The sequence below is a fragment of the Pyxidicoccus sp. M15 genome (assembly GCF_056858435.1).
In genome coordinates this window covers 1617708-1643547 of sequence record NZ_CM166495.1, presented here as the reverse complement: position 1 = coordinate 1643547, position 25840 = coordinate 1617708, and the positions used below count along the sequence as shown (strand labels likewise).

General features: G+C 70.5%; 19 protein-coding genes and 1 pseudogene. 5 read left to right on the top strand and 15 right to left on the bottom strand.

Annotated elements, in window-relative coordinates; all coding sequences use genetic code 11:
- Positions 1–135: 135 nt before the first annotated feature.
- From ACX9TP_RS06545 to ACX9TP_RS06505, 9 genes are all read right to left on the bottom strand, one after another.
- Positions 136–1227 (bottom strand): Rieske 2Fe-2S domain-containing protein, encoded by a 1092-nt coding sequence (locus tag ACX9TP_RS06545; RefSeq protein WP_482978855.1) that lies wholly within the window; start codon positions 1225–1227, stop codon positions 136–138.
- A 73-nt stretch (positions 1228–1300) separates the two neighbouring features.
- The gene (locus ACX9TP_RS06540; RefSeq protein ID WP_482978854.1) at positions 1301–3775 is read right to left on the bottom strand and encodes a heavy metal translocating P-type ATPase; all 2475 of its coding nucleotides are present in this window, start codon (positions 3773–3775) and stop codon (positions 1301–1303) included.
- Positions 3776–3879: 104 nt separating this feature from the next.
- Positions 3880–4869, bottom strand: coding sequence for a GIY-YIG nuclease family protein (locus ACX9TP_RS06535; RefSeq protein WP_482978853.1), 990 nt, complete (start codon positions 4867–4869; stop codon positions 3880–3882).
- Between the two features lie 180 nt (positions 4870–5049).
- Positions 5050–5625 (bottom strand): RNA polymerase sigma factor, encoded by a 576-nt coding sequence (locus ACX9TP_RS06530; protein WP_482978852.1) that lies wholly within the window; start codon positions 5623–5625, stop codon positions 5050–5052.
- Positions 5622–6710 carry a cupredoxin domain-containing protein gene (locus tag ACX9TP_RS06525; RefSeq protein WP_482978851.1) on the bottom strand — a complete coding sequence of 363 codons (1089 nt, stop codon included), beginning with the start codon at positions 6708–6710 and terminating at the stop codon, positions 5622–5624. The genes ACX9TP_RS06530 and ACX9TP_RS06525 overlap by 4 nt, the downstream gene beginning before the upstream one ends.
- Before the next feature lie 38 nt (positions 6711–6748).
- Entirely contained in the window at positions 6749–9925 is a 3177-nt protein-coding gene (locus ACX9TP_RS06520) for an efflux RND transporter permease subunit (protein ID WP_482978850.1), read from the bottom strand.
- Entirely contained in the window at positions 9922–10962 is a 1041-nt protein-coding gene (locus tag ACX9TP_RS06515) for an efflux RND transporter periplasmic adaptor subunit (RefSeq protein WP_482978849.1), read from the bottom strand. The genes ACX9TP_RS06520 and ACX9TP_RS06515 overlap by 4 nt, the downstream gene beginning before the upstream one ends.
- Before the next feature lie 260 nt (positions 10963–11222).
- Positions 11223–11771: a hypothetical protein gene (locus ACX9TP_RS06510; RefSeq protein ID WP_482978848.1), complete on the bottom strand. Its 549-nt coding sequence runs from the start codon at positions 11769–11771 to the stop codon at positions 11223–11225.
- On the bottom strand, positions 11768–13129 hold the full coding sequence (locus ACX9TP_RS06505; RefSeq protein ID WP_482978847.1) for a TolC family protein: 1362 nt from the start codon (positions 13127–13129) through the stop codon (positions 11768–11770). Before ACX9TP_RS06505 ends, ACX9TP_RS06510 begins: the two co-directional genes overlap by 4 nt.
- 441 nt (positions 13130–13570) lie before the next feature.
- On the opposite strand from ACX9TP_RS06505, the gene ACX9TP_RS06500 reads away from it, so the two are divergent.
- Entirely contained in the window at positions 13571–14326 is a 756-nt protein-coding gene (locus ACX9TP_RS06500) for a hypothetical protein (RefSeq protein ID WP_482978846.1), read from the top strand.
- A 40-nt stretch (positions 14327–14366) separates the two neighbouring features.
- On the opposite strand, the gene ACX9TP_RS06495 is transcribed toward ACX9TP_RS06500, so the two are convergent.
- The 5 genes and pseudogenes from ACX9TP_RS06495 to ACX9TP_RS06475 all read right to left on the bottom strand — a co-directional run bounded on the left by ACX9TP_RS06495 (position 14367) and on the right by ACX9TP_RS06475 (position 18183).
- Positions 14367–14576 carry a GMC oxidoreductase gene (locus ACX9TP_RS06495; RefSeq protein WP_482982124.1) on the bottom strand — a complete coding sequence of 70 codons (210 nt, stop codon included), beginning with the start codon at positions 14574–14576 and terminating at the stop codon, positions 14367–14369.
- Between the two features lie 203 nt (positions 14577–14779).
- A pseudogene (locus ACX9TP_RS06490) lies at positions 14780–14947 on the bottom strand (LysR substrate-binding domain-containing protein); the annotation flags it as partial.
- A gap of 286 nt (positions 14948–15233) precedes the next feature.
- The gene (locus tag ACX9TP_RS06485; protein ID WP_482978845.1) at positions 15234–16661 is read right to left on the bottom strand and encodes a serine/threonine-protein kinase; all 1428 of its coding nucleotides are present in this window, start codon (positions 16659–16661) and stop codon (positions 15234–15236) included.
- Between the two features lie 234 nt (positions 16662–16895).
- Entirely contained in the window at positions 16896–17420 is a 525-nt protein-coding gene (locus tag ACX9TP_RS06480) for a GyrI-like domain-containing protein (RefSeq protein ID WP_482978844.1), read from the bottom strand.
- A 160-nt stretch (positions 17421–17580) separates the two neighbouring features.
- On the bottom strand, positions 17581–18183 hold the full coding sequence (locus ACX9TP_RS06475; protein WP_482978843.1) for a TetR/AcrR family transcriptional regulator: 603 nt from the start codon (positions 18181–18183) through the stop codon (positions 17581–17583).
- A gap of 80 nt (positions 18184–18263) precedes the next feature.
- On the opposite strand from ACX9TP_RS06475, the gene ACX9TP_RS06470 reads away from it, so the two are divergent.
- The 4 genes from ACX9TP_RS06470 to ACX9TP_RS06455 all read left to right on the top strand — a co-directional run bounded on the left by ACX9TP_RS06470 (position 18264) and on the right by ACX9TP_RS06455 (position 23650).
- Positions 18264–18728 (top strand): nuclear transport factor 2 family protein, encoded by a 465-nt coding sequence (locus ACX9TP_RS06470; protein WP_482978842.1) that lies wholly within the window; start codon positions 18264–18266, stop codon positions 18726–18728.
- Between the two features lie 219 nt (positions 18729–18947).
- On the top strand, positions 18948–20414 hold the full coding sequence (locus tag ACX9TP_RS06465; protein WP_482978841.1) for a DUF4397 domain-containing protein: 1467 nt from the start codon (positions 18948–18950) through the stop codon (positions 20412–20414).
- 139 nt (positions 20415–20553) lie between these two features.
- Positions 20554–22047, top strand: a complete 1494-nt coding sequence (gene pdxR, locus ACX9TP_RS06460) for a MocR-like pyridoxine biosynthesis transcription factor PdxR (protein ID WP_482978840.1) — start codon at positions 20554–20556, stop codon at positions 22045–22047.
- A gap of 112 nt (positions 22048–22159) precedes the next feature.
- Positions 22160–23650, top strand: coding sequence for a hypothetical protein (locus ACX9TP_RS06455; protein WP_482978839.1), 1491 nt, complete (start codon positions 22160–22162; stop codon positions 23648–23650).
- Between the two features lie 165 nt (positions 23651–23815).
- On the opposite strand, the gene ACX9TP_RS06450 is transcribed toward ACX9TP_RS06455, so the two are convergent.
- Positions 23816–25807 carry a serine hydrolase gene (locus ACX9TP_RS06450; RefSeq protein ID WP_482978838.1) on the bottom strand — a complete coding sequence of 664 codons (1992 nt, stop codon included), beginning with the start codon at positions 25805–25807 and terminating at the stop codon, positions 23816–23818.
- Positions 25808–25840 lie beyond the last annotated feature (33 nt).

Below are 25840 nucleotides of genomic sequence, written 5' to 3'. Positions count from 1 at the left end.
GGGAATACCCCGGGCGGGGGACGGGGCGCCGGAAGGCTAGCAGCACGCACGGAGCGGCTCGCACGCACGGCTTCCGATTTTCTGACCCACCAACATGGGTCCAACGGACCCTACCCCGGCACCCTGAGCGAAGGCTCAGGTCCGCATCTTCAGCCGCGTCTCGTGCACGGTGTCGCCGACGGCGCCGGGCTTCTCCTTCTCCGCGGCGCGCAGCAGGCGGAGGATGCCGGGCCCGAGCACGTCAATCTCCGTGGACGCGTACGACTCCGTGCCGAAGCGGCGGATGGTGTCCGTCTGGAGCTTCAGGATGCGCGCGTCCTGGCCGAAGATGTGGAGCGCCACCGGCATGGCCAGCGGCAGCACGGCGCGCGTCAGCCAGCGCGGCAGCGGCAGGCGGAACGTCACCACCGCGTACACCAGCGTGTCCCAGTCCGACACGGGCGTCATCGCCGAGGTGACCATGATGTGGCTGCCCGAGCCGAGGCGGTACTCCACCTGGGCGATGGACGGCATCAGGAAGCGGTCGAAGTGCTGCACCTCGCCGCCGCCGGGGGCCAGCAGCTTCCCCACCACGCCGCTGGGGCGCGGCTCGCCGATGTACTCGGCCTCCACCTTGTCGGCGCTGCGCCGCACCACCACTTCGATTTCGTTGCGCTTCTCCTCGGTGCGGAACAGGCCGCCGTGGAGGTACGCGGTGTGCGGCACGTCCAGCGTGTTCTCCAGCGTGGAGTGCAGCGAGCCGGGCGCGCGGAGGATGCGGCGCACGGTGGTGTAGTCGCCTGCGTCCAGCAGCGGGAAGCGGTAGGGCTCCGTCGTCGGCACCACGCCGGGCGTGGAGTAGACCCAGACGAAGCCGTCCTGCTCGCGGGTGGCGTGGGACGTGGCGCAGCGGGCCCGGGCGCCGGGCTCGCCGAGGAAGCCGGGGATGGCGCGGCACTGGCCTTCCGTGTCGAAGCGCCAGCCGTGATAGCCGCACTGGAGCTGCCCTTCCTTCACGCGGCCCAGGGACAGCGGCACGTTGCGGTGCGGGCAGCGGTCCAGCAGGGCCGCGGCCTTGCCACCTTCTCCCCGGAAGAGGACCAGCGGGGTGCCCTGGAGCGTGCGGGCCAGCGGCTTGCTCCCCAGCTCGCGCGAGGTGCAGAGGATGAACCAGGCGTTCGGCAGGTGGACGATGGAGACATGACCTGTGGGCGCGCCAGGGGTGCGCGCCTCCTCGCGAGGGCTCATGCGGGGCAGTGTAACCCGCGCCCAGGCGAGGCGGGACCCGAGATGCACGGGTGCCCGCCCGGCAGGGCTACAGCTACAGCTTCAGCTTCCGCAGCCGGAGCGCATTGGCGATGACCGACACAGAGGAAAGGCTCATCGCCGCGCTGGCGAAGATGGGGCTGAGCAGCAGGCCGAAGAAGGGGTACAGCACCCCCGCCGCCAGCGGCACCCCCAGCAGGTTGTAGATGAAGGCGAAGAAGAGGTTCTGCCGGATGTTGCCCAGCGTCCCCTGGCTCAGCCTCCGCGCCCGGGCGATGGCTCGCAGGTCTCCCTTCACCAGGGTGACGCCCGCGCTCTCCATCGCGATGTCCGTGCCCGTGCCCATGGCGATGCCCACGTCCGCCTGTGCCAGGGCCGGCGCGTCGTTGACGCCGTCACCCGCCATGGCCACCACGCGCCCCTCCCGCTGGAGCTTGCGCACGGCCTCCCCCTTCGCGTCCGGAAGCACCCCGGCGATGACCTCGGTGATTCCGAGCCGCCGCGCCACCGCCTCCGCCGTGGTGCGGCTGTCGCCGGTGAGCATCACCACGCGCAGTCCCTCCTGGCGCAGCAACTCCAGCGCCTCCGGCGTGGACGCCTTCACCGGGTCCGCCACCCCGAGCAGCCCGGCGAGCCGCCCGTCCACCGAGACGAGCACCACCGTCTGGCCCTCTCCGCGCAGTGCCTCGGCGCGTGGGCCTGGCTCGCCCGCGTCCACGCCGCGCGCCACCATCAGCGCCGCGTTGCCCAGCGCCACCGACTCACCATCTACCCGGCCAGTGACGCCCTGCCCGGTGTGCGAGCGAAAGTCCTCCACCGGCGACAGCGCCACGCCGCGCGCCTTCGCGCCCTCGACGATGGCGGCGGCCAGCGGGTGCTCGCTGCCGCGCTCCAGGCTCGCGGCAAGCTTCAGGAGCCGGGCCTCGTCGAAGCCCGGGGCCGGCACCACCGACGCGAGGCGCGGCTTGCCCTCGGTGAGCGTGCCCGTCTTGTCCACCACCAGCGTGTCCACCGCCTCCAGGCGCTCCAGCGCCGCCGCGTCGCGGATGAGCACGCCCGCCTGCGCCCCCCGGCCCGTGCCCACCATCACGGACATGGGCGTGGCCAGCCCCAGCGCGCACGGGCAGGCGATGATGAGCACCGCCACCGCATTCACGAGCGCATGCGCCAGCCGGGGCTCCGGGCCCCACACGCCCCACACCACCGCCGTCACCACCGCCACCACGATGACCACCGGGACGAACACCGCCGCCACCCGGTCCGCCAGCCGCTGAATCGGCGCGCGGGTGCGCTGCGCCTCGCCCACCCGCTGGACGATGCGCGACAGCAGCGTGTCCTTCCCCACCCGCTCCGCGCGCATCACCAGCGAGCCCGTGCCATTCACCGTGCCGCCCGTCACCTTGTCGCCCGGCCCCTTCTCCACCGGGAGCGACTCGCCCGTCACCATGGACTCGTCCACCGCGCTGGCGCCCTCCAGCACCGCGCCGTCCACCGGCACCTTCTCCCCGGGCCGCACGCGCAGCCTGTCCCCCACGTGGACGTGCGTGAGCGGCACGTCCTCCTCGTGCCCGTCCTCGCGCAGGCGCCGGGCGATGGTGGGCGCCAGGCTCAGCAGGGCCCGCAGCGCCCCCGAGGTGGCGTGACGCGCGCGCAGCTCCAGCACCTGCCCCAGCGCCACCAGGGTGACGATGACGGCGGCGGCCTCGAAGTACAGCGGCGCCGAGCCCCCGTGCCCCGTGCGCAGCCCATGCGGCAGCGCGCCGGGGAACACCGTGGCGAAGACGCTGAAGAGGTACGCCGCGCCCGTGCCCAGCGCGATGAGGGTGAACATGTTGAGGTGCCGGTTGCGCACCGAAGTCCAGCCGCGTGCGAAGAAGGGCCAGCCGCCCCAGAGCACCACCGGCGTGGCCAGCACGAGCTGAGCCCACGCCAGCACCGACGCGGACACCGCGTGCTGCACCGGCTGGCCCGGAATCATGTCCGACATGGCGAGCACGAGCAGCGGCACGGTGAGCGCCAGGCCCACGCGGAAGCGCAGCCGCATGGACTGCAGCTCCGGGTCCGGCGCCTCCTCGGGCAGCACGGTGCGGGGCTCCAGCGCCATGCCGCAGATGGGGCAGCTTCCCGGCCCGTCCCGCACCACCTCCGGGTGCATGGGGCACACGTACTCGACGCGGGCTTCCAGCACGGGTGGGGACTCGGGCTCCAGCGCCATGCCGCACTTCGGGCACGCGCCCGGGTGGTCCTGACGGACCTCCGGGTCCATGGGGCACACGTACATCGTGCCCGGAGCGGCGGTCGGCTCGGGCTCGGTGGACGCGGGCGCGAGGTAGCGCGCCGGGTCCGCGCGGAAGCGCTCGCGGCACTTCGGGTTGCAGAAGAAGTAGCTGTGGCCCTCGTGCTCCAGGCTGCCCCCCTTGGGGGCGAGCGGGTCCACCTTCATCCCGCAGACGGGGTCGATGGCGTGCGCCTCCCCGCTCGTGGGGGGAGGCGGCGTGTGGGAGTGGTGGTGCGTGTGGGAGGAGTGCATGGTGTGTCCGTGCTCCTTTCGCCCAGGCCAACGAAGCACCCGGCCGGCTCTTACAGGGGACCGCTTCCAGGAGTGTGGCAACCCCGGAGGGAAGGTGCTCGCCCCTATGCTGGCGCGGGCCCGTTGTAGCCGGCGTCGCCATAGGGCTTGAGCCGGTCGAGCCAGAGCGCCTCCAGGACCTTGAGCTCCTCCTTCGGGTCTCCGCCCGGCTCCTCGGCGGGAGGCAGGACGTCGAGCACCTCGAAGGTGAAGCTGTCGGCGCCGTAGCGCCTCCAATCCGCGAGCAGGCCGGGGATGCGGTCCATCCCGGTGCTCAGCTCGAACTGGATGCGGTTGAGCGCGCCCTGGACGTTGAGGCTCGACCCCACCAGCGTCTTGCCATTCGCCTTGTTGCGGACGGCGAACACGCCCATGGGAGGCGGCTTCTCCTTGTACGCGCGTCGCACTTCGGCGCGCTGCATGCGGCTTCCAGGTTGTGCGGAGACATCATCAGCGGACATGGGGACCTTCTTGTGGGTGGGAGAGGAAGAGCGCTTCACGGAGGTGGGGCCGACGAGTCGGGCGAGCCGCTGCTCGAGTCGGGCGTGGGCGGCCGCGTCGCGCGGCGCCACCCAGTCAGGGCCCGCCAACGCCCAGTCGGCGTCGGTCAGGTCCACGCCGAGCGTCGTCAGCAGGCTCGCCTCGCAGACGAAGAACTGCTGACGGAAGGGGAAGAGGTAGCCGCCCTGCGCGCGCAGCGAGGCGACGGCGTCCTCGTAGGTGGTGAACCACCGGTTGAGGAAGAGGCCGCCGACGCGTGAGAGCAGCGCCTCGAAGTCGACCGCCGGAGGAGGTGCCTCCTCCCGCGCGGCCTTCAGCTCCACCCAGGAGGCATAGCCCTGCTCATGGGCGATGACGGCCAGCGCGTGCTTGCGCTGAACCTGGTCTCTTCGAGCGAGCAGCTCGGCCGATGACAGCCGTGCGAAGGGGGGAAGTACGCGCAGGCGTTCCGCGGCCCGGCTGGCGCGCGAGGGGTCAGACGAGCACAGCTCCTTCAGCAGGAGCGATGCGCGGACCTTGCACTCGTGCAGCGGGAGCGGCGGGGCGGTTCCCATGACAAGCCCTTCGTATCCGGCCCTCACCCGAGAATGGGCCGTGGAAGGAACTCATCAGGAACTGTCGCACTGCCGGGAGAAGCGAGGGTGACGTCGTCTTTTTCGGGCGCAGGCGCCCCTCGGCACCTGGGTGAGAGTTAACAGGGGGCCCAGGTCGTCGGCAAGGCGTGTGTCATCCACTCACACGCGGGACTTCTTGCACGAGCAGTCCAGGCAGCCGTGCGAGGCGCAGGTGCCACAGCTCCGCTCGAGCTGCTTCTTCAGGGCCTGCCGCGCCCGGTGCAGGCGGACGCCCGCGTTGTTGGCGGTGATGCCCGCCTCCTTCGCCACGTCCGTCACACCGCGCTCCTCCAGGTCCACCTTGCGCACCAGCTCCGCATACTCCGGCTTGAGGGTGGGCAGCAGCTCGCCCACGCAGGCGCAGACGGCGCTCTTCAACTCCGGGTCCTCGGAAGCCTCCGTCGCCTCACGGGCCTCGCGCTCCAGCGCTCGGCCCTCCGCGGCCTGGCGACGGTAGTGGTCCACCAGCGCGTTGCGCAGCAACCGGTAGAACCACGGCACCGCGCCCTCGCCATCGCGCAGCGCGCCGCCCTTCTCCAGCGTCTTCACGAAGGCCGACTGGAGGATTTCCTCCGCCACCGCCCGGCTGCCCACGCGACGCTCCAGGAAGCCGAGGAACTGACGGTGGTTGCCCACCAGCGCCGGAATCACGTCCTCGACGGGTACCTCGATGGTGTCCTGTTGTTCGCCGCTCATCGCACCACCAGCGTGCCCTTCATCATCTGCATGCCGCAGGTGAAAGCGAAGGTGCCTGTCTTGTCCGGAACGAAGTCCACCACCGTCTCCTTCAGGCCCGGAAGCGGCTGGCGCACGCCGAAGTCGGGGATGAGCAATTCGTCCCCACACCCGCCGGTGTCCTTGCGCACGAAGCGCAGCCGCGCCGGCACGCCCTGCTTCAGCGTCACCTCGCTCGGCTGGTAGCCGCCCTGCACGGTGATGGTGACCTCCTGCACCGCTGCGTCCGCCGGAGCCTTCGCGGCGGGCGCCTTCGCCGCGTCCACGGGCGTGAGCAGGAAGCCGATGAAGTACTCGGGGTCGTCCGGCATGGGCAGGCGCACCGTCACCTCACGCTCGCCGTCGGCGGGAGGCAGTGTGCCCGTGAGGAACTCTCCCGCCGCGCCGGGGACCAGCGGCGCGGAGGCACCACCGGCTTCCACCGTGCCCTTCTTCCCCGCCAGCGGCAGCGGCTGCCGGAACGCATCCGTCACCCAGACGCGCACCTCGCCGGACTTCAGCGACAGGACCTCCAGGTGCGTGTCCCCGCTCATCGCCACGATGCCGCCGTGCAGGGGCGTGTGGTCATGCGCCTGCATCGGCGTGGCGGAAGCGCCCTCGTGCCCGTGCTCCTCCAGGTGCGCGGAGAAGCGCGCCACCTCCGGCTTCCCGCCGCGCACCACCGTCACCACCATGGTCAGGTGGTCGTCCGAGTGCGCCGGCCCCTGCCCTTCGAGGTGGTCTCCCACCGGCGCCAGCTTCACGTCCGGATGACCGCCCTTGGCCACCTTCACCGTGCCGCTGGCCCCCTCCACCGGGCGCACCGCGAGCGCGTCGTCCAGCAGGTAGACGCGGTAGCCGCCCGCGCGGGTCACCACCAATTCCAGGTGCCCCTGTGACGTGGACTCCACGACTCCACCATGCGGCGCGGCGTGGGCATGCGGCTCGGCGGCGGCGTGCGACTTCGCCGCCGGAGCCTGCGCCTGCGCTTCGGAAGGCGCGTCCTTCTTGCTGCAAGCGGCCACCAGTCCCACCGCCATCACCGCCGCGATGACTTGCTTCCTCATCTCGAACATCCTCCAAACGTTCCTCACGGTGCTCACCGTCATAGCGAGCTCGCGAGCTGCTCACCGGGAGGCACTGCCTCCGGGAGCTGGGGGTCTTCTTCGGCGCGCGCCGCCGCCTTGCGCGCCAGGTAGCGCTCCAGGGCCGGACGCCCGAAGCGGAAGAACACGGCCGGCGTGACGAGCAGGTCCAACAGGGTGGAGCTGATGAGCCCCCCGAGGATGACCGTCGCCACCGGGTGCAGGATTTCCTTGCCCGGCGCTCCCGACGCGAGCGCCAGCGGCACCAGCGCCAGCCCCGCCGTCAGCGCCGTCATCAGCACCGGCACCAGCCGCTCCAGCGAGCCGCGCAGCACCAACTCCTTGCTGAACGTCTCCCCCTCCACCTCGACGAGGTGCAGGTAGTGCGAGATGAGCATGATGGTGTTGCGGCTGGCGATGCCACACAGGGTGATGAAGCCCACCAGCGTGGCCACGGACAGCGGCTGCCCGGTGAGCACCACCGCCGTCACGCTGCCCACCAGCGCCAGCGGGATGTTGAGCATCACCTGGAGCACCAGCCGCACCGAGCGGAAGTGCGCGTACAGCACCAGGAACATGCCCGCCAGCGACAGGAGCGACAGCAGGGCGATGAGGCGCGTCGCGGACTGCTGGCTCTCGAACTGGCCCTCGTACGTGACGAAGGCCCCGGGAGGCAGCGTCACCTGCGCGGCCACGCGCTCGCGGACCTGCTCCACCGCGCTGCCCAGGTCTCTCCCCGACACGTTCGCCATCACCACGATGCGCCGCTGCAGGTGGTCATGGTGGATGACGTTGGGCCCCTGGGACTCCACGACGTCCGCGATGGCCGCCACCGGCACCCGCGCCCCCGACGGCGTGTCCACCAGCGCCCGGCGGAACGCCTCCGCGTCCACTCGCGAGCGCTCGTCGTACCGCACCAGCACGTCGAAGGTGCGCTGTCCCTCCAGCACCTGCCCCACCACCACGCCGTTGAAGACCTTCTCCAGTTGCTCCGCCATGGCGCCGGGCTGCACGCCCAGCCGCGCCGCCTCCTCGCGCTTCAGCCGCACCTGGAGCTGCGGAATCAGCGTCTGCTGCTCCACCTGCAGGTCCACGATTCCGGGCACGCCCGCCATGACGGCGCGGACCTCCTCCGCCTTGCCGCGCAGCACGTCCAGGTCCTGCCCGAAGAGCTTCACCGCCACCTGCGCGCGAATGCCCGACAGCAGGTGGTCCAGCCGGTGCGAGATGGGCTGCCCCACGGAGATGGACATGCCCGGGAGCTGCGCGAGCCGCTCGCGGATGTCCCCGAGCACCACCTCCCGCGCGCGCCCGTCCCCCGCCTTGAAGTCCACGTCCAGCTCCGAGTAGTGGACGCCCTCCGCATGCTCGTCCTGCTCGGCGCGGCCGGTGCGTCGGCCCACCGTCTTCACCTCTGGGACCGCGGCGATGAGGCGCTCGGCGATGAGCCCGAAGCGGTTGGACTCCTCCAGCGACGTGCCCGGCGGCGCAATCAGCGTCACCGTGGCGGTGCCCTCGTTGAAGGGGGGGAGGAAGGAGCGGCCCAGGAAGGGCACCACCACCGCCGCCGCGAGCACCAGCACCGCCGCGCCCGTCATCACCGGGCGGGGATGCGCCAGCGCCACCTCCAGCACCCGCCGCGCTCGCGCCTTCAGCCAGCGCACCAGCGCGCCGTCGCCGTGCTCCAGCAGGCGCCCCTTCGGCAGCAGGTACGCGCACAGCGCCGGAGTCACCGTGAGCGACACCAGCAGCGACGCGAGGATGGACACGATGTACGCCACGCCGAGCGGCGCGAAGAGCCGGCCCTCGATTCCACCGAGTGCGAACAGCGGGATGAACACCAGCACCACGATGAGCGTGGCGAAGACGATGGAGCCGCGCACCTCGGACGAAGCCTTGAAGATGACGCGGAGCGCGGACTCGGGCCTGTCCTTCGCGCGGTTCTCCTTGAGGCGGCGGTAGACGTTCTCCACGTCCACGATGGCGTCATCCACCAGCTCGCCAATCGCCACCGCGAGTCCGCCCAGCGTCAGCGTGTTGATGGACAGGCCGAACGCCTTCATCACCAGCGCGGTGATGACGAGGGACAGCGGAATCGCGGTGAGGGTAATCGCCGTGGTGCGCAGGTTGACCAGGAAGAGGAACAGCACCACCACCACGAGCAGCGCGCCGTCACGCAGCGCCTCCGCCACGTTGCCGATGGCGGAGTGGATGAAGTCCGCCTGACGGAAGAGCGTCTCCACCCGCACGTCCGCGGGCAGCGTGGTGCGCAACTCCTTCAGTGCGTCGTCCACCTTCCCGGTCAGCTCCAGCGTGCTGGCGCCGGGCTGCTTCTGCACCGCGAGGATGACCGCGGAACGACCATTCATTCCGCCGTCGCCGCGCTTCACCGCCGGGCCCACCGCGACTTCGGCTACCTGCGACAGGCGCACCGGCACGCCGTCGCGTACCGCCACCACGGTGCCCGCCAGGTCCTCCGCGGACGCGCTGCGCGCGAGGTTGCGGACGAGGTACTCGCGGCCGCCCTTGTCCACGAAGCCGCCCGTGGTGTTGCCCTGCGCCAGCCCCGCCGCGCGCTCCACCTCCTCGAAGGTGAGCCCGAAGGCGAGCAGCTTCTCCGGGTCCACGCGCACCTGGAACTGCTTCACGCCGCCGCCCAGCACCGTCACCTGGGCGATGCCCGGAATCGTCAACAGGCGCTGGCGGAGCGTCCAGTCCGCGAGCGAGCGCAGCTCCAGCGGGGACGTGCTCCCGCTCTCGCTCTGCACGCCGAGCAGGAGGATTTCGCCCATGATTGAGGACACCGGCGTCAGGTGCGGCGTCACGTCGCGAGGCAGCCGCTCGCGCGCCACCTGGAGCCGCTCGGACACGAGCTGCCGGTCCAGGTAGATGTCCGTGCCCCAGTCGAACTCCACGTAGACGATGGACAGGCCCACGCCCGACGACGAGCGCACGCGCTGCACGCCCGGCGCTCCGTTCATCGCCGTTTCCAGCGGCGTGGTGACGAGCGTCTCCACCTCCTCCGGCGACAGGCCGCCCGCCTCCGTCATCACCGTCACGGTGGGACGGTTGAGGTCCGGGAATACGTCCACCGGCAGGCGCGTGACGGCCCAGCCGCCGTAGAGCAGCAGCGCCACCGCCGCCAGCACGACGAACAGGCGGTGCCGCAGCGCGAGGAGGATGACGCGGTCAATCACCTGCCGCCTCCCCTCGCCATGCGCAGCGCCGCCACGCCGCCCACCACCACGCGCTCGCCCGCCTTCAGGCCCTGGCGCACCTCGCGCCACTCGCCGTCCCGCCCGCCGAGCACCACCGGGCGCAGCTCGAAGGCCTCGGGCGTGGTGTGGACGAAGACGAAGGCACGGCCCTCCTCCTCCACCACCGCCGGCGCGGGCACCGCCAGCGCGTCCCGCCGTCCACCCTCGCCAATGGCCACGTCCACGAACATGCCCGGGCGCAGGCGGCCCTCACGGTTGTCCACCTCGAAGAGGACGCGGACGCTGCGCGTGGACTCGTCCACAAGTTGTCCCACGTTGTAGAGCCGTGCGGCGAAGTGCTGGCCCTCGTACGCGGGCGTGGCCACCAGCGCGCCCGAGGCGCCCTCCACCCGCGCCACGTCCCCCTCGTAGACACGCGCCTCCACCCAGACGACGGAGGCGTCGAGCACCGCGAACAGCGGGCGCGCCGGGTCCACCTGCTCGCCCACGGTGGCGCGGGCCTCCACCAGCACGCCGTCGATGGGAGCCACCAGCGGGAAGCGCGCCGTGCCCTGCCCCTGGCGCGCGCCGGACAGCACGTCTCGCGAGGCCTTCGCCCGGCCGAGCTCCTGCTCCGCCGTGCTCACGGTGAGCCGCGCCTGTTGGACTTCCTTCTCCGCCACCACGCCCTGCAGGGACTCCAGGCGTGCGAGGTCCCTGCGGGCCTGCTCCAGCGCGGCCTGCGCGCGGGAGACCTCCGCCTCCGCCTGGATGTAGCCCGTCGACAGGCCCGTGGCCTCCGAGGTGGAGAGGCTCTGCTGCACCAGCGCCAGCACCTCGCCGCGCTTCACGCGCTGGCCCACCAGCGGCACCGAGGCGCCGGAGGCCAGCACGCGGCCGGACACCGGCGCGGAGACCTGCGCGTAGCGGTCCGTGCGCGGCACCACCTTGCCGGGAGCCACCAGGCGCGACTCCAGCGGCCGCACCGCCGCGCGCTGGGTACGTACTTCGAGGAGGAATTGCGTCTCCTTGGGCACGGCGAAGCCCACGCCGGGGACGATGGGCTGCTGTTGCGCGGCCTGAGCCTGGACGTGGCCCTCATGCGCGTGGGCCCGGGGGCTCGCGAGCAGGGCGAGACATATAAAGGATACGTGCAGGAGCGTTCGCGTCGGGAGCCGGGCAGCCGGCGAGTTGTCATCCGCGCGGTACGCGACAGGAGCGCGCAACCGGCTCATCGCGCTCACCCGGCGCTCGAAGGCTGCCGGAGCCAGCTCCGTCATCAGGCACGTCGTGTCACTCACAGCAGCCCCCTCTTGCGCCGCGACACCCACCACGCGCCCACCGCCACCAGCAGGGCCACGCCGCCTGCGACACCCCAGCCGAGCCAGCCATCCCCCACCGCGGGGGCGTCCTCGTGCTCCGCCTCCACGTGCACCGTGCCCAGGGCCAGCACGTCCACCCTGTCGCCCCGGGTCACCGTCGCGACGGCGGCCAGTTCCACCTCGGGCGCCAGCTCCGCTTCGGCCACGTAGATGCCCGGTGACTCCATCTTCGACACCAGGGACTGCACGTCGGCCCCGGTCAGCGTCAGCTCCACCTGTGCGCCGCTGACGGGGGCGTTCGTCGCGCTGTCGGCCACCAGCAGGCGCACCGGCGTCTTCGGACCGTCCGCGTGCTCCGGGTGCTTGAGCACCACCTCGAAGAGGTCTCCCGTCGCCGCCAGCACATGCAGGGCCTCGCCTGTCGTGGCCACCGGGGGCGGCGCACCGTGCGACTCGCCCTCGTGCGCGCCCGCGAGCAGCGGCAGGGAGAGACACAGCGCCAGCATCCAGGTCATCGTTCTCATCGCGGCACCCCTCCCGTGGGCAGCCGTCCCTCCGCTCGCAGCAGTGCGGTGCGAGCGCGGGCCAGCTCCGCCGCCGCGTCCACCGCCTCGGCCCTCGCGGAGAAGGCCCTGTCTCGTGCCAGCAACAGCGCGTCCAGGCCCAGCTCTCCCGCCTCGTAGGCACGGCGCATCAGCTCCAGGTTGCGCTCCACGGAGGGCCGGGCCGCTTGCAGTGCGGTGTATGCGGCTCGCGCGGCTTCGAGCGTGCTTCGCGCCACGGTCGACTCAGCGTCCACCTGCCGCTCGCGGGCCACCCGCTCCGCTTCACGCGCCGAGCGCCTCGCGCCCGCCTCCGCCAGCTCGCGCTGGTTCCGCTCCCACAGCGGCAGCGGAAGGGACAGCCGCGCGACCAGCAGGTGCTCGGTGTGCAGGTCCGTGAAGGCACCGTGCGACTCGGGGCGCCGCTCCCGCTCGTAGCCCAGGCCCAGCGTCGGGTCCGGGAAGCGCTCTCTCCGCAGCAGCTCCACCTCCGCCTTCGCCGCGGCTTCCTCGGCGCGTGCCGCCTGGAGCTCGGGCCGCTCGTTCAGCAGAGGCGATGGCAGTGATGCCCGCGTGGCGCGCAGCTGCGGCCGGTCCTGTATCCCCATCGGCGCTGCCGGCGACGTCACGCTCGCACCCCCTGCATCTCCACGTGCCTCCTCATCCGTCGCCGGTCCCACTTCGGCCCCAGCCTTCGCCAGCACCGACACGCTCAGCGGAGCCCCGGCCGGGCGCCCCAGCCTCCGGTTCAGCGCCGCGCGCGCGCCCACCGCCTCCGCTCGAGCCATCGCCGCCCGAGCCTCCGCGCGAGCCCGCTCCAGCGCCGCGCCATTGCGCTCCAACTCCGGTACGTCTCCGGCCGCGAAGCGGCGCGCTGTCGCCTCCTCCAGCGTCCGGGCCAGCTCCAGCGCCTCCTCCGCGAGTCGTGCCCGCGCCTCGCGCCGCTCCAGCTCCACCGCCGCGCTCACGGCTTCCGCCGCGGCCTCCAACACCACCCCGCGCCGCCGCGCCCGGGCCGCGTCCACCGCCGCTTCTGCCCGGGCCACGCGCAGTCCCCGCTGCCCCGCCACCTCCACCGTCTGGCTCAGCATCAGCTCCACGCGCTGCTCGCCCTGGTTGCCCGTGAGCGCATCGCTGGAAACACTCGCCTCCAGCTGTGGATTCGCCTGGAACCACCTTCCGTCGGCGGCCCGCACGCCCTCGGCGGCCACCTCCTCGGCCCGCGCCGCCGCCACCTCCGGCGCGCGCTCCACGGCCTCCGCGACCACGCGCTCCAGCGACCAGGCGTCCGTGGGAGCGGCGGCCAGCATGAGGGACAGCGTGGCGGAGACGGCGAACATGTCCTCTTCACAACGCAAGCCGCATACCGGCTCAGCGCCCAGTGATTTCGCACACCTGCACACCGCGAACGGCCGCCAGGTGTGACCGCCGACGTCACACTGTGACCTGTCCGGGAGGTGCTCGGCCTGCGCCCCCCGTCGATACGAAGACGGGGAAGAACGCCTACGACGCGGCGCAGACCTGCTCGGCCGTGTACGTCTGGGCCGCGTTGGGCTGAGGCCCGGCCGCCGAGCGGCTCCCGAAGAAATAGAGGGGGCCGCACAACCAGCATTTCGAGGGTCCTACGTATGGAGGGCGGACCGGGGTTCCCGCCGCGCGCGACGACGTTTCGCCGCGGGCTGGGCTCGGTGGCCGCCGTTCCCCCAACTCGACCCCACTTCGCTGGCGCGGCCGCGCGAAGCGCCTGTCCTCAGGCGTTCCTCAACGAAAGTACATTCACCATGCAGATGCAGAAATGGCTCGTGTCGACGGTGCTCGGACTCACCCTCGTGGGAGGCGCCGGCTGCGGCCCCCAGGAGCAGCCCGCCCCCACTCCCGCCCCCGAGACGACCCAGCCCCAGCAGCCCGCGCCCCAGCAGGAGGACGAGGGCGGCACCGTCTCCGCCATGGCCGCGACGACCATCACCTGGGAGGACTTCACCCGCTCCCGCACCACCACCTCCCTCACGTGCATCAGCGCCAGCTACGCGCATTCGTGTGCCTTCTGCGCGAACAACAACGACTACCTGCTGGAGTACTCGAACAGCTCATGCACCGGCCCGAACGACACCTTCAACTCGTGCATCACCTGTGACAAGGCGTGGCTCACCGACATCCAGCCCGTCTACCTGCCGGACGGTGACCTCATCAACGTCATCGTCGAGCACAACGCCGCGTCGCCGGACGTGGTGGAGTTCCGACTGGAGTCCGGCTCGGCCGTGACGTGGTGGAAGCAGGTGGGCCTCGTCGGCGGCGGCGACCACTGGAAGGTGTGGAACGAGAACGGCAACTCCTGGTGCAACTGGCCCTCGGCTTCGACGGCCAACTGCAACACCAACTCGCAGTGGACGAGCATCGTGACCGACCCGGGCTCGTACTTCGTCTTCAGCAAGGCGAAGGGAATCTTCGCGGTCCACACCGAGATGTACAAGCTCTACAACCTCGCGGGCCGGCTCAGCGGCGGCGACCGCGTGACGTTCCGCTGGACCAAGGACTGACGTCCCGTCGCGACGGGGCCGCGCACCGGCCCCGCTCGCTTCAGCCGGCCACGAGCAGGCGTGACGCGAACTCGCCAATCATGATGGATGGCGCGTGCGTCCCGGCGGAGGGAATCGTCGGGATGATGGAGGCGTCCGTGATGCGCAGTCCCTCGATGCCGTGCACGCGCAGCCGCGCATCCACCACCGCCTCCCGACCCTTGCCCATGGCGCAGGTGCCCACCGGGTGGAAGTAGGGAGAGCCACCCAGCGTTCGATGAGTTCCGCTCGAAGCCCGCCACGAGCGCGTCCACGTCGGCCTGCGCCTCCAGGTCCACCAGCTGCTCGCGGTGGGCTTTGCCTCCCGCGGCGTCCGGACCGCGGGAGCGTCCGCCGGCCACAGTTCCGTTGCGTCAGGCTCAAGCCCAGCCCGTTCAGCGCGTTGAGCATGGCGTCCGTCCCGCCAGGCCCGATGAAGTCGGCGCGGCTCAGTGCCTTCGGCGTGCGTGGGTTGCCGATGCTCGCAAGGTAGCGGGTCGCCGCATACAGCCGCATCGGGTCGTCCCGGACCTTGGTGGCGATGAGGTCGGGCTGGGTGGGGCGGAAGTTGCGGATCGCGACATCCGCCTCCCGTCGGCGCAGGTCGACCGCGGTGTTGGTTGCGACCAGCTCGATTTCGATGCCCGGCGCTCGCGCCGAAGCTGCTCCACGATGGGCGGCAGCAGGAATGCCGAGTAGCTCTCATTGGCCGAGATGCGGACCAACCCGGTGATGCTCTGCGACTGTCCGCCGGCCGCGAGCGAGACGCGCCCCGCGGCGTCGCCCATGGCTCGCACGGGGTCGAGCAGCTCGCGCCCGCTCGGCGTCAGCGTGAGGCTCCGTCCCACGCGCTCGAACAGCACCACGCCCAGCTCGTCCTCGAGCGCGCTCACTTCCGTCCGCGGGGATTCGACGTGGCAGGGCGAGCGGTCCGGAACACGGGCGCGTAGCACTGCCCGTCCTGGTACAGGTAGCCGTTGTCGTCACAGCCCTTCCGGTCCAGGGCCTGCTTCAGCCAGCAATACCCCTGGATGGGAACCTGCCCCGGGCTTGGACAGCGGCCTTTGGAATCTGTCCGCCGCTGTCCCGGGATGGGATTGGGGGGAATGTCCTGGGCGATGCTCGCCAACGCGGAAGGTGGCGCGGCGGAGGACGAAGGCTCCGTCAGGGCGGAGTCCCCGACGGCCACCGCGCCCGCGTCCCTTGCCTCCAGACGCACGGAGACGCTCGCCACCGGGGGGACGCCTCCGTGCCGCGTGCCCAGCAGCCCCGCGATGGCCAGGGCCCCCATGGATACCGCGGCGGCGGCCGCGATGCGCCAGTGCCTCCTGCTCGCACTTCGCTCCCGCGACGAAACGCGCCGCGAGGCTTCATTCACGTGGGCGGGCCGGGCTTCTTCCGGGCTGAACAGAGGCACGTCCGCCGCCGGCCCTGCTTCACGCGCGGCAGCCTCCAGCGCTTCGGCCACTTCGCCTGCGCTGCCGCGCGCCTCCGGGTGCACGGAGAGCATCCGGGAAACGAGGTCATCCAGCTCCACGCAGCAGCGCCCATTGAGGACTCGCGGAGCGAGGTGGCTCGGTCCTTCCGGTCGCCACAGGCGAGCTCCCTCCCCCGCCAGTCCCAGCTCGCGAGAGTACTCGCCCGTCACCAACCGCCAGGCGGTGACGCCCAGCGCGTAGACGTCATCCGCCGGCCCGGGCGCATAGGGCACGGACCGGTCGGGACCGGGACGCAGCACTGTGCGCCACGCCTCCGGCGCACGGTAGGCCGGCGTTCCTGGAGGAAATGGCGGCCAGGTGATGGTAGCCGCGCCAACGTAGTGGCTGGAGCCGAAGTCGGTCAGGAAGGGTTGGCCATCTCCATCCCTCACGACGACGTTGCCGCCCTTCACATCCCGGTGGACGCCGCCCGCGGAATGCGTGGCCTCCAGCGCCCGCGCGAGACTGGCGAGGCACGAGAGCACCTGCCGGGAGGTCGGCCGTTGCTCCATCGCCCAGACATAAAGAGGTACGCCGTCCACCAACTCCATGGCGAGGTACGGGTAGACAGTGCCAGCCGCGTCCGCCCATTCCCCGTGGCCGACGAGGCGAGGGACGTTGGGATGACGGATGCGTGAGAGCAACTCCACTTCGCGTGTGAAGCGTTCATCCCGAGGACCCAGGGCCAGCTTGAGCGCCACGAACCCGGGGTGCCCGTCCGCCCTGATGGCGCGATAGACAGCGCCGTAGACGCCGCGTCCTCGCCGTTCCAGCGTGCGCCACGGCCCCACGCGTGTGCCCGGGCGAAGCCGTGCTGGGTCCAGGTTGCCAGGTGCCATGAGGGTCTCGTGAGGAGGAATGCGGTTCATCCACCCGCGGCGAGCCTACCCCCGTTTCCGGTACCCTTCGCGCGCTCTGTGGTCGCCCATCAGCGTCTTCTCGGATGGCGCCTCGTCCTCAGGAAAGCGCGGGAGTCCGAAATAGACGCGGGTGCCGTCGTCGAGTCGCCCCACACCATCCCCCCCTGCCCAGGCCGCGCTCCCATCAGGTGCGTGGCAAGGGCCGCCGGCCTGTTACGTCCTTCTCTTGACCGGTTGCCGAAGGATTGTCTTGAGTTTCGACGGCTCCGCTTTACGCGGATCTCCAAGGTACACCTCGTGGTGAGGCCCGTTGAAATCAAAGCCATTCGCCGGCATGTACTCTTCATGCAAACGCCTCAGTGTCGGCGCCTCATCGTCATATGAGCCAATGTGCATGATTTGCACCGACAGGCCTTCATCGTAGGTATCGAAATACACGCCAGACAAAGCCGCCGGATTCTTCTTGGTCCGCACCACCTCGACGGCCTCGTCGAACATCTCCCTCGTGATCCACTCCGGCTGCATGATCATCATGGTCCACTTCCACTCGTCTTTACGGCGCTGCACGAAGGCAGCGGGATCATCGGCACTCCACAATCCCTCGAGCGGCGCGACCACATAGTCCCTGTTCGCCAACTTCTTGCTGGCAAACTTCAAGGCATATGAAACCGCGTACAGCGCCTGAACTGCATCCTTATAGCTTTGAGCGATATTTGGATTGCCCGCGCCGTCAGCCATCACAAACGACATCCTGGGCACGACAACCACACTGAAGTCCTTGTGCGAAGGCGCATATATCTCCTTATGCAGTGCACGAAGGTTCATCTTTTCAGTGGACCCAGTGGCTGTGCGCACCTGTTGCTCTCTTTCTGTCCGCGGCAGGTTTATTGGATGGCGGTCAAGGTCTTGCGGTGGGTCGCATGCCGTCGAAGAGGATGGTGAGTGCGCGCTGGCGGAGGGGTTCGCTCCACTCATCAGTCATCGCTTCCTGGCAGAGCGCTGCGAGCAGGGCGACCAGCTCGACGGGGCGCAGGTCGTCGCGGACGGTGCCTGCTTTCTGGGCGCGTTCGAGCAGCAAATCGATGGCAGGCCGCAGGCGTGTCAGGGCGTCTCCGACGCGGACCTGGACCCCGGTTTCGGCGAGTCGGGCGAACACGGCCCTGTTCTGGGCACTCACCGCCATGACGCGGGCGCAGAACTCGAACAGGGCCGTGACTGCGTCCTGATTGCCGACCATCGCGTCGACTTCCGTGATGAGTCGGTCCAGCAGATTCATCACCACGGCTTGGAGCAGCTCGGGTTTGGTCGGGAAGTGCCGGAACACGGTACCAATCGCGACGCCAGCGCGCGCGGCCACGGCCTCGGTCGAGGCCGACGCGCCCTGCTCGGCGAACACGGCCTCGGCCGCCTCCAGGATGCGCTCGCGATTGCGGCGGGCATCGGCACGAACGGGTCGTTCACCCGCACCGCCGCCGTCAGGAGGCACACCGTCTCGAGCCATCCGTCACCCATCCTTGCAAAAGTGAGTCGGACTCATTATCAATCCTGAGTCGCACTCATCTTACGTCGGGAGGTTCGACCATGTCACAGTCGGCGGTCTGTACCGCGGGTCCTCTCACCATCTACCAGCGCATGCAGGAAGCACTCCTCGGGGACGGCGCTACCCTCCTCCCAGCCGAGCTGCTGGCCGAAGATGTCGTGGTCGAGACCCCGTTCTCCCCTCCAGGCATGCGACGTCATGAGGGCCGCGAGGCGTGGCTGGCGTTCTACCGCGCCAGAAGCGCGGCCCTGCCGGTGCGTTTCGAGCAGTTCCGCGAACTGGCCACCCACCAGACCGACGACCCTGAGGTCATCGTCGTGGAATACGAGCTGGCAGGGACGGTCACCACCACGGGCCTGCGCGCCTCGGCGACCCTCATTGGCGTGCTGCGGGTCCGCGACGGCCTCATCAAGCACTGGCGCGAGTACCAGGACGTCCTGGCCATCAGCGAGGCGCTGAAACTCACGCCCGAGGACCTCGGCGGAGCCGGCACGCCCACCCCATAGCGCTCGGGCTTCATGCTGCGACCGCGAGGTGAGGCTTTCGTGCCGGACGCACGAACCCTGGAAACGCTTTTTGCGCCCGTCCGTACGTGAATTCGAAGAGACGGCGCAGCACCCATCATCCAGCTCCGTGAGTTCTTTCCGTCAGGGCTGCGCCGACGCGCCGCACCTCGCTGCTGAGGTGCGGCCTTCAGTCAATCCATCCATTCACGGGAGAGACACATGCTGAGGAGCTTCTGGAGGAACCGCGTCCTGGTGGCGGCGCTGGCCGCGTCGATGTCCACGCTGGCCGCGGGCTGCGGTGAAGACGACGACAAGGATCCGCCGGACACCAAGACCGCGAGGCTGCGCGTCATCCACGGGTCGCCCGACGCTCCGGCGGTGGACATCTATGCCGAGGGCCAGTCGACGCCACTGTTCACCAACGTGAAGTACGGCGACACGACGAGCTACGCCTCCGTGCCCGCGGGCACGTACACCGTGCAGGTGCGCGCGGCCGGCGCGGCGGCGAGCTCGGCGCCCGTGTACTCCACCGGCCCGCTGGCGCTGGATGCCAACGCCACCGTGAGCGCGCTGGCCTCGGGCCTGCTCGGCTCCACCAACACCCAGCAGGCCTTCCGCGTGCTGCCGCTGGCGGAGGGCTTCGGCGCTCCGGCGGACGGACGGGCGCGCGTGCGCATCGTCCACGCGGGCGCGGACGCGCCCACCGTGGCGCTGGACGTGGGCGATGACGGCTCCTCCGAGGTGACGGCCCTGCAGCGCTTCCAGGACACCGGCGCCGCCGGGGTGGACCTGCCCGCGGGCCAGTCCTTCCAGGTGGGCGTGCTCGCGGGAGGCACCAAGGTGACGGCCTTCACCATCCCCGCCCTGCCGTCTCGCGGCGAGGTGTTCGTCATCGCCACCGGACAGCTCTCCGCGAAGCCTGGCGCCACCAACGGCTTCGGCCTGCTCGCGGCCGGGGTGGGCTTCATCCGGCAGAACCCCGTCGTCTACGCGCTGCACGCCTCGCCGGACGCGCCCCCCGTGGACATCTTCGCGGGCACCACCGAGCTGGTGGACAACCTGACCTTCGGCCAGCTCTCCAAGCCCATCCAGGTGCCGCCGGGCACGTACACCCTGGACGTCTTCGCGAATGCGCAGGGCGCCGCGCGCCCGGCGGGCTCCCCCGCCGGCGCCGACAGCACGCCCGCGCTGGAGGCCGGAGGCCGCTATCTCGTGGTGGCCACAGGCTTCCTGTCGCCCGGCGCGGGGGACCCGGCGACGTCCACCTTCGAGCTGCTCGCCTTCGCCGACAGCTTCGCCCAGGACAGCGACAGCATGAGGCTGCGCGTGGTGCACGCCTCGCCGGACGCGCCCGAGGTGGACGTGGCTCCGCTGGAGAACGGGCTCGTCCCGGCGCAGGCGGCCTTCAACGACGTGACCTACCGGCAGGCCTCCGCGCCCGAGGGCCTGGAGCTGCCGGCGGTCCAGGCCCGGGTGGGCGTGACCGCCGCCTCCGCGAGCGACCGCACGCCGGTGGCACGCTTCGACCTCGACACCGGGCTCTTCATCGGCAAGGGCGTCTTCGCGGTGGCCGCGGGCGCGCTGTCGCCCACGCACGGGGAGAATGAGGCGTCCTTCCGGCTGGTGGCGGTGGACACCAACGCCTCGCCGTGGGCCGCCGTCACCCTGCTGCCCGTCGTGCATTAGCCCCTGCTCGCGGTCCCCGGCGGGTGCCACGGTCCTCTCTACCGTGGCGCCTGCCTTCCCCCGCCCCCGTCCACGCCGTGGGCGGCGCGCCGTGAACGGCGTTGATACCCTTGCCGGTGAGCGTCAAGGAAGACGTCGCGTGAGAGGACGTGCGCGGATGGGCTGGGAGTTCGTGCTGAAGGTCGGTCCGGACTGGCGAGGTCCGCGCGCGCAGCAGATCGCCCGCGCCATCACCGAGGAGATCCAGCGTGGGCGCCTGGCACCCGGAGACCGGCTCCCGTCCACGCGCGAGCTGGCGGCGCAGCTGGGCGTCCACCGCAAGACGGTGGTCGCTGCGTTCTTCGAGCTGACGCGGGAGGGCTGGATCACCAGCGAGCGAGCGAAGGGGACCTACGTCTCGCTCGAGCTGCCGGTGTCCCCCGAGTCCTCGGGGAAGGCGATGGCGAGGGCCGCCGGATTCCGGTTGCCACGGCTCGAGCTCCCCGGGCCCGCGGGTTCTCGACGCGCGGAGCTGCTGCTGTTGGGCGGAATCCCGGAGCTCTCGTTCATCCCCCGCGCTGCATTGTCGCGCGCGTACCGCCACGCGCTCGACGGCCGCGGCGCCCGAAGGCTGCTCGACTATGGGGACCCGCGAGGCGAACCACGGCTCCGCGAGGCCGTGGTCGAGATGTTGACGCGCAGCAGGGGCGTGCGCGCGACGCTCGACACCATCAACATCGTCCGCGGCACCCAGCAGGGGCTGTACCTCGCGGCACGGACCCTGCTCGCGCCAGGAGACTGCGTCGCGGTGGAGGCGTACAGCCACCCGGCCTTCCGAGGCGTGTTCCAGCTCGTCGGCGTGGAGGTGGTGCCCATTCCGGTGGACGGTGAAGGCCTGGACGTCGCCGCGCTCGAGGCGGTCTGCGCCACCCGGCGGGTGAACGCCGTCTACCTCACGCCGCACCACCAGCTCCCCACCACGGTGACCTTGAGCGCGCCCCGGCGCCTGAGGCTGCTGGAGCTGGCACGCCAGCGAGGCATGCTCATCCTCGAGGACGACTACGACCACGAGTTCCAGTACGAGGGTTCGCCCGTGTTGCCGCTGGCGCACTCGGACCGCTTCGGCGTGGTCGTCTACTTCGGCACGCTGTCGAAGATTCTCGCGCCCGGCCTCCGGTTGGGCTTCGTGGCGTCCACCCCCGAGGTCGCCGAGCGCATCGCGAGCTATCGCGCGTACGTGGACCAGCAGGGGGACCACATCGTGGAGCGCGCGGTGGCGGAGCTCATCGAGGACGGAGAGCTCGAGCGACACGTCCGCCGAGCGCGGCGCCTCTATCGCTCACGCCGGGACGCGCTCGCGGAAGCGCTGACGCGCCACGTCCCCGACCTCGTCTTCACGCCACCGAATGGCGGACTGGCAATCTGGGCACAGGCGCCGGGCGTGGACGTCGACGCCTGGGTCGAGCACGCGCTGGCCGCCGGCGTGTCGTTCCAGGCGGCGAGCCACTTCCTGCTCGGAGCCGCACCCCGCGACTTCGCTCGCCTCGGTTTCGCCGCGTGCGATGAGGCTCAGCTCGTCGAGGCGGCGCGCCGTCTGGGCAAGGCGTACGCGGAGGCCACGGGCCGCGCGGCGCTGCCGCCCCAGAGGCGCTGACGGCGGCGTCGCGCGGCTCACGCCCGACTGGACCCCTGCGTTTTCCGGAACTGGACCCATATGCAGAAACCCGCTCGGCATTTTTTCCCGCGAACCCCAACGGGAGAAACCGATGACGAGACGATTGCTGATTGGCGGATGGGTCCTGGCGCTTGCGAGCTGTGGTGACCCGTCGACCCACGACCTCCAGACGCTGCAGGAGACCCAGGAGGTCTCCAGTTCCGCTCCGCTGCTCGTTCAGTCCGGGAGCGCCCAGCAGCTGCTCGCGGTGACAAGCGACGATTACGTGCTCTACCAGGAGGGCACCGAGGTCTTCGCCTCGGCCCTCGTTTCAGGAGCGCAGCGGCAGCACGTGGCCTCCGTCCCGGCGGGAAACGTCGCCTTCGTCTACGCCTCCGGGAAGGTGGCGTTCGTCTGGACGAATCCCGACCGTACGAAGCCCGGGTTTGGCGTGAGCCCGCTGTGGGTCTGGAGCGCGGAGTCCGGCGCGAACTTCGCTTCGGACGGTTCGCCAATCGGAACCTTCTCTACCGCGGCGAGCCCCGATGGGCGCTCGGTCCTGTACCCCACGCGAGGCAGCGCGGATGGAACCTCGGGAGACCTGGAGCTGGCGTCGGCCGACCTCTCGTCGCGCACGACGATGGCCGCCGGCATCCCGATGGGGTTCCCCTTCGGCTTCTGCCGTCCGTGGGCGAGCTTCGTGGGCAGCGGCGACTCCGCGCACCCGGTCGCGCTGTACTGCCGGCCCGGGGAGAGCACCGCGACGCTGTCCAGCTGGAGAGGGAGCACGAAGGCCGACCTGCTCAGCGGCGTGGCGACGCCGCCTTTCTTCACCGCGGACGAGAGCGGAACCACCTTCTTCACCACGCTCGCGTCTCCGTCCACGGCCGTCGTGGTCTCCGAGGACCGAGCGCCCATCGTCGTTGACCAGAATGTCACTCGCACGGGCTTCATCACCAGGGACGGGGTCGTGTATGTCGGCCTCGTCGGCACCCGGCCGGCGCTGAAGCGGTTCGACCCGGCCACCGGCGAGCGGACCACGCTGGTCGAGAACATCCGCGGCTTGCTGACGACGCTCGCCGGCTCGGACCTCATCACCAGGCCCTGGGGCTCGCCAGACCGCAAGAAGCTCGCTTATTTCACCCAGGCGTCGAGCCTTGGGCTCGACCAGCACCTGGTCGACGTGCGCGGTAAGCGCCAGCCCGTCGTGGTCGACGCCGAGCCTCGCAACTGGAGCGGCGTTCCCAACTTCACCGCCGACTCGAAGCATTTCCTGTTCGCGCGCTCGACCGACGCGGCGAACGGGCTGGGTGCCCTCTTCGCTCGGTCCGGCACGACCTCGCGGCAATACAGCGATGACAAGGCGTGGAACTACCTTCCGGCCAAGGGGAGCAACGTCTCGTACCTCGACAACTTCGACCTCGGCACGTTCACGGGCGACCTGAGGGTCGTGGACGTCTCCAGGAAGACCTTGGAGCCGCGGCGCATCGCCACCGGCGTCGACGCCAACTTCCTGGCGAGCCCTGACGGCCGCCTGCTCATCTACACCCGCAATGCGCCCGGGGTGAACGCCGGGCTCTACGTGGCGCGCGCCGAACCCTAGCGCGTCCGGACGAGGGCGCGGAGGTGTCCATCGCCGCGCCGCGTGAAAGCAAGGCCCCGTGGCACCTTGCGGCGCCACGGGGCTCCTTGCTGCTTGGAGGCGGCGGGAATCGAAGCCACCGCCGGAAGCCCACCCGTCAGTCCACCTTCGCCCTTCGTCGCCAGCTCACGGCGTCGCGGCGTTGTAGGCCGTGGCCAGCACGCTGCACGCGCTCGTCGGCGTATCCGAGTTGATGATGAGCGAAGCGTCGATTCCGTTCGGCAGGCGCATCACGCACGTGTGCGTTTCACGCCCGGACGTCGCGTAGTAGTTGCCATAGTGCGAATAGGCCATGCCGCCGTCGACCGCCGTCGCGGTGCTCCAACCTGCCAGGTTCGCGTCCATGTAAGACTTGCTCGACGCAGACAGGATATGGTCGCTGTAGCGCACGCCCGTGAGGAACTCCGCGAGTTGCTGCGCGTTCATCTGCAGCCCGTCGTGGCCACCGCAGCCGCTGCTCGTCGTGGCCCAGGACTTCCCGCCAATGGTGGCATCGGCGGTGTTGTACGAGAGGGCCTCGATCTGGCCGGCGGCCGGCTGGCACGAGATGTCCTCGATTCCGAGACGCTCGAAGGCGATGGAGTCGAGCGCTTGCAGGTACAGCTCGCGCGAGTTCGTCTCCGTGACGACCGGAATCGACGCGCCTTCCAGCTCTCGCCGCAGGGCGGGAATGAGGACTCGCAGCAAGGCGAGGTTTGCGTTCTTGAATTCGCGGCTCGCTCCCGGCATGGCCCCCACCTGCTCCACCAGGACTTTCAGCCCGTCCCAGTCGTTGCCAGCGCCCTGCACGCTCGTCGTCGCCAGGCGCTGGCTGAACCCCGAGGTATGCGTCAAGAGGTGCTCGAAGCTCAGGCCGTCGAACGTCGAATCGGGCGACCACGCGCTCGGCAGGCGCGCGAGGACCTCGGCGGTTGGCGCACTGCCATTCCGCTCGAGCAGGGCGAGCGTCGCCACCCCCGTGAGATGCTTCGTCACGCTGGCGACCGTCGAGGGCGTGCGCGACGTCATCACGTGCGTCGGGTTCGGCGCGCGCTGCGCGAAGCCGCCTGCCCCCGCGAGGGCGAGCTGCGACTGGTCGGCGACCGCGTACGAGAATCCCGCCACCTTCCCGGACAAGGCATTCTGGATTTGCGTCGCCATCAGCGCGGTGTCGGTGCGGCCCACGGGGTCCGCGGGCGCGTTGCCCCACGTGCCAATGTAATAACGGCCGCCGGCGGGGCGATCGATGACCTCCACGTCGCGCAGGGACCGGCCGGCTTCCGCCTGGTCTGCCCATTGGCTCTTGAAGAGCTCCCAGCTCGTGTAGACGTAGTAGGCCCAGCCGTCCGAGGCCTCGTCCGTGACGCCGACGTATTCCTGGCTCTGGTCGGCCCGGGTCACGCCGCTCAGGTGCCGCAGGCGTTTCCCTTGCCCGCGCGCCACCGCATACGCGTCGCCGAAGGCCGTCAGCGAGGTGCCGCGCAGGAGGTGCTGCGTGGGCGTCGTGCCCACTTCCCATACGCCCCAGTACCTCGGCTGGCCGTTCTCGAGCGCAATCTCGAGGTCGACCAGACGCTGCCCCTGCGCCGTGCGCTGCGCGTGCAGGCTCTGGAAGGCCGTCCACGACGTGCTCTCGGTGACCGGGGCGTTGTTTCCCGTGCCGTTCCACACGCCGTAGTACCACGTCGTGCCGCCGATGGTGACGACCTCCATCTCGACGAGCTTGCTGTTCTGCTGGCGCTGCGTCTCCACGCGCTCCAGGAACGCCGCCTTGCTCGTGTAACGGTACAGGGCGGAGCCACCAGTGCCGGGCGCCCACGTCCCGTAGTACCGCACCGTTCCGTTCGTATCCTCGTAGACGTCGAGGTCGATCAACCGCATGCCGGCCGCGTAGTGCTGGCGCCAGCGCTGCACGAGCTGCTCGAACGTCTTCGATTCATGCGTGCCGTGTCGCGCGGCCGCGCCTCGCGGGCTCAGGGTGCCGTCATCGCTGCTCGGCGGCGGGGTCGTGAGCATCCCGGCGCTCTCGTTCGACGCGCCTTCCACGTGATTGTCGACGTACTCGCCGCCGCAACCCGCGACTGTGAGAATCAAAGCCAGACTGCTGGCCGAAGCCATTCTTCTTGCGTTCGTCTTCACGGATAGACCCCTGCCTGATGTGTCGAGAGGACG

What these genes read in the sequence shown, in the direction of transcription:
- ACX9TP_RS06530 (WP_482978852.1), bottom strand. Translation starts at nt 5,625, where the DNA reads ATGAGCGGCGAACAACAGGACACCATCGAGGTACCCGTCGAGGACGTG.
- ACX9TP_RS06540 (WP_482978854.1), bottom strand. Translation starts at nt 3,775, where the DNA reads ATGCACTCCTCCCACACGCACCACCACTCCCACACGCCGCCTCCCCCC.
- ACX9TP_RS06525 (WP_482978851.1), bottom strand. Translation starts at nt 6,710, where the DNA reads ATGAGGAAGCAAGTCATCGCGGCGGTGATGGCGGTGGGACTGGTGGCC.
- ACX9TP_RS06475 (WP_482978843.1), bottom strand. Translation starts at nt 18,183, where the DNA reads ATGGCTCGAGACGGTGTGCCTCCTGACGGCGGCGGTGCGGGTGAACGA.
- ACX9TP_RS06480 (WP_482978844.1), bottom strand. Translation starts at nt 17,420, where the DNA reads ATGGCTGACGGCGCGGGCAATCCAAATATCGCTCAAAGCTATAAGGAT.
- ACX9TP_RS06545 (WP_482978855.1), bottom strand. Translation starts at nt 1,227, where the DNA reads ATGAGCCCTCGCGAGGAGGCGCGCACCCCTGGCGCGCCCACAGGTCAT.
- ACX9TP_RS06505 (WP_482978847.1), bottom strand. Translation starts at nt 13,129, where the DNA reads ATGTTCGCCGTCTCCGCCACGCTGTCCCTCATGCTGGCCGCCGCTCCC.
- ACX9TP_RS06455 (WP_482978839.1), top strand. Translation starts at nt 22,160, where the DNA reads ATGACGAGACGATTGCTGATTGGCGGATGGGTCCTGGCGCTTGCGAGC.
- ACX9TP_RS06510 (WP_482978848.1), bottom strand. Translation starts at nt 11,771, where the DNA reads ATGAGAACGATGACCTGGATGCTGGCGCTGTGTCTCTCCCTGCCGCTG.
- ACX9TP_RS06500 (WP_482978846.1), top strand. Translation starts at nt 13,571, where the DNA reads ATGCAGATGCAGAAATGGCTCGTGTCGACGGTGCTCGGACTCACCCTC.
- ACX9TP_RS06535 (WP_482978853.1), bottom strand. Translation starts at nt 4,869, where the DNA reads ATGGGAACCGCCCCGCCGCTCCCGCTGCACGAGTGCAAGGTCCGCGCA.
- ACX9TP_RS06465 (WP_482978841.1), top strand. Translation starts at nt 18,948, where the DNA reads ATGCTGAGGAGCTTCTGGAGGAACCGCGTCCTGGTGGCGGCGCTGGCC.
- ACX9TP_RS06485 (WP_482978845.1), bottom strand. Translation starts at nt 16,661, where the DNA reads ATGGCACCTGGCAACCTGGACCCAGCACGGCTTCGCCCGGGCACACGC.
- ACX9TP_RS06470 (WP_482978842.1), top strand. Translation starts at nt 18,264, where the DNA reads ATGTCACAGTCGGCGGTCTGTACCGCGGGTCCTCTCACCATCTACCAG.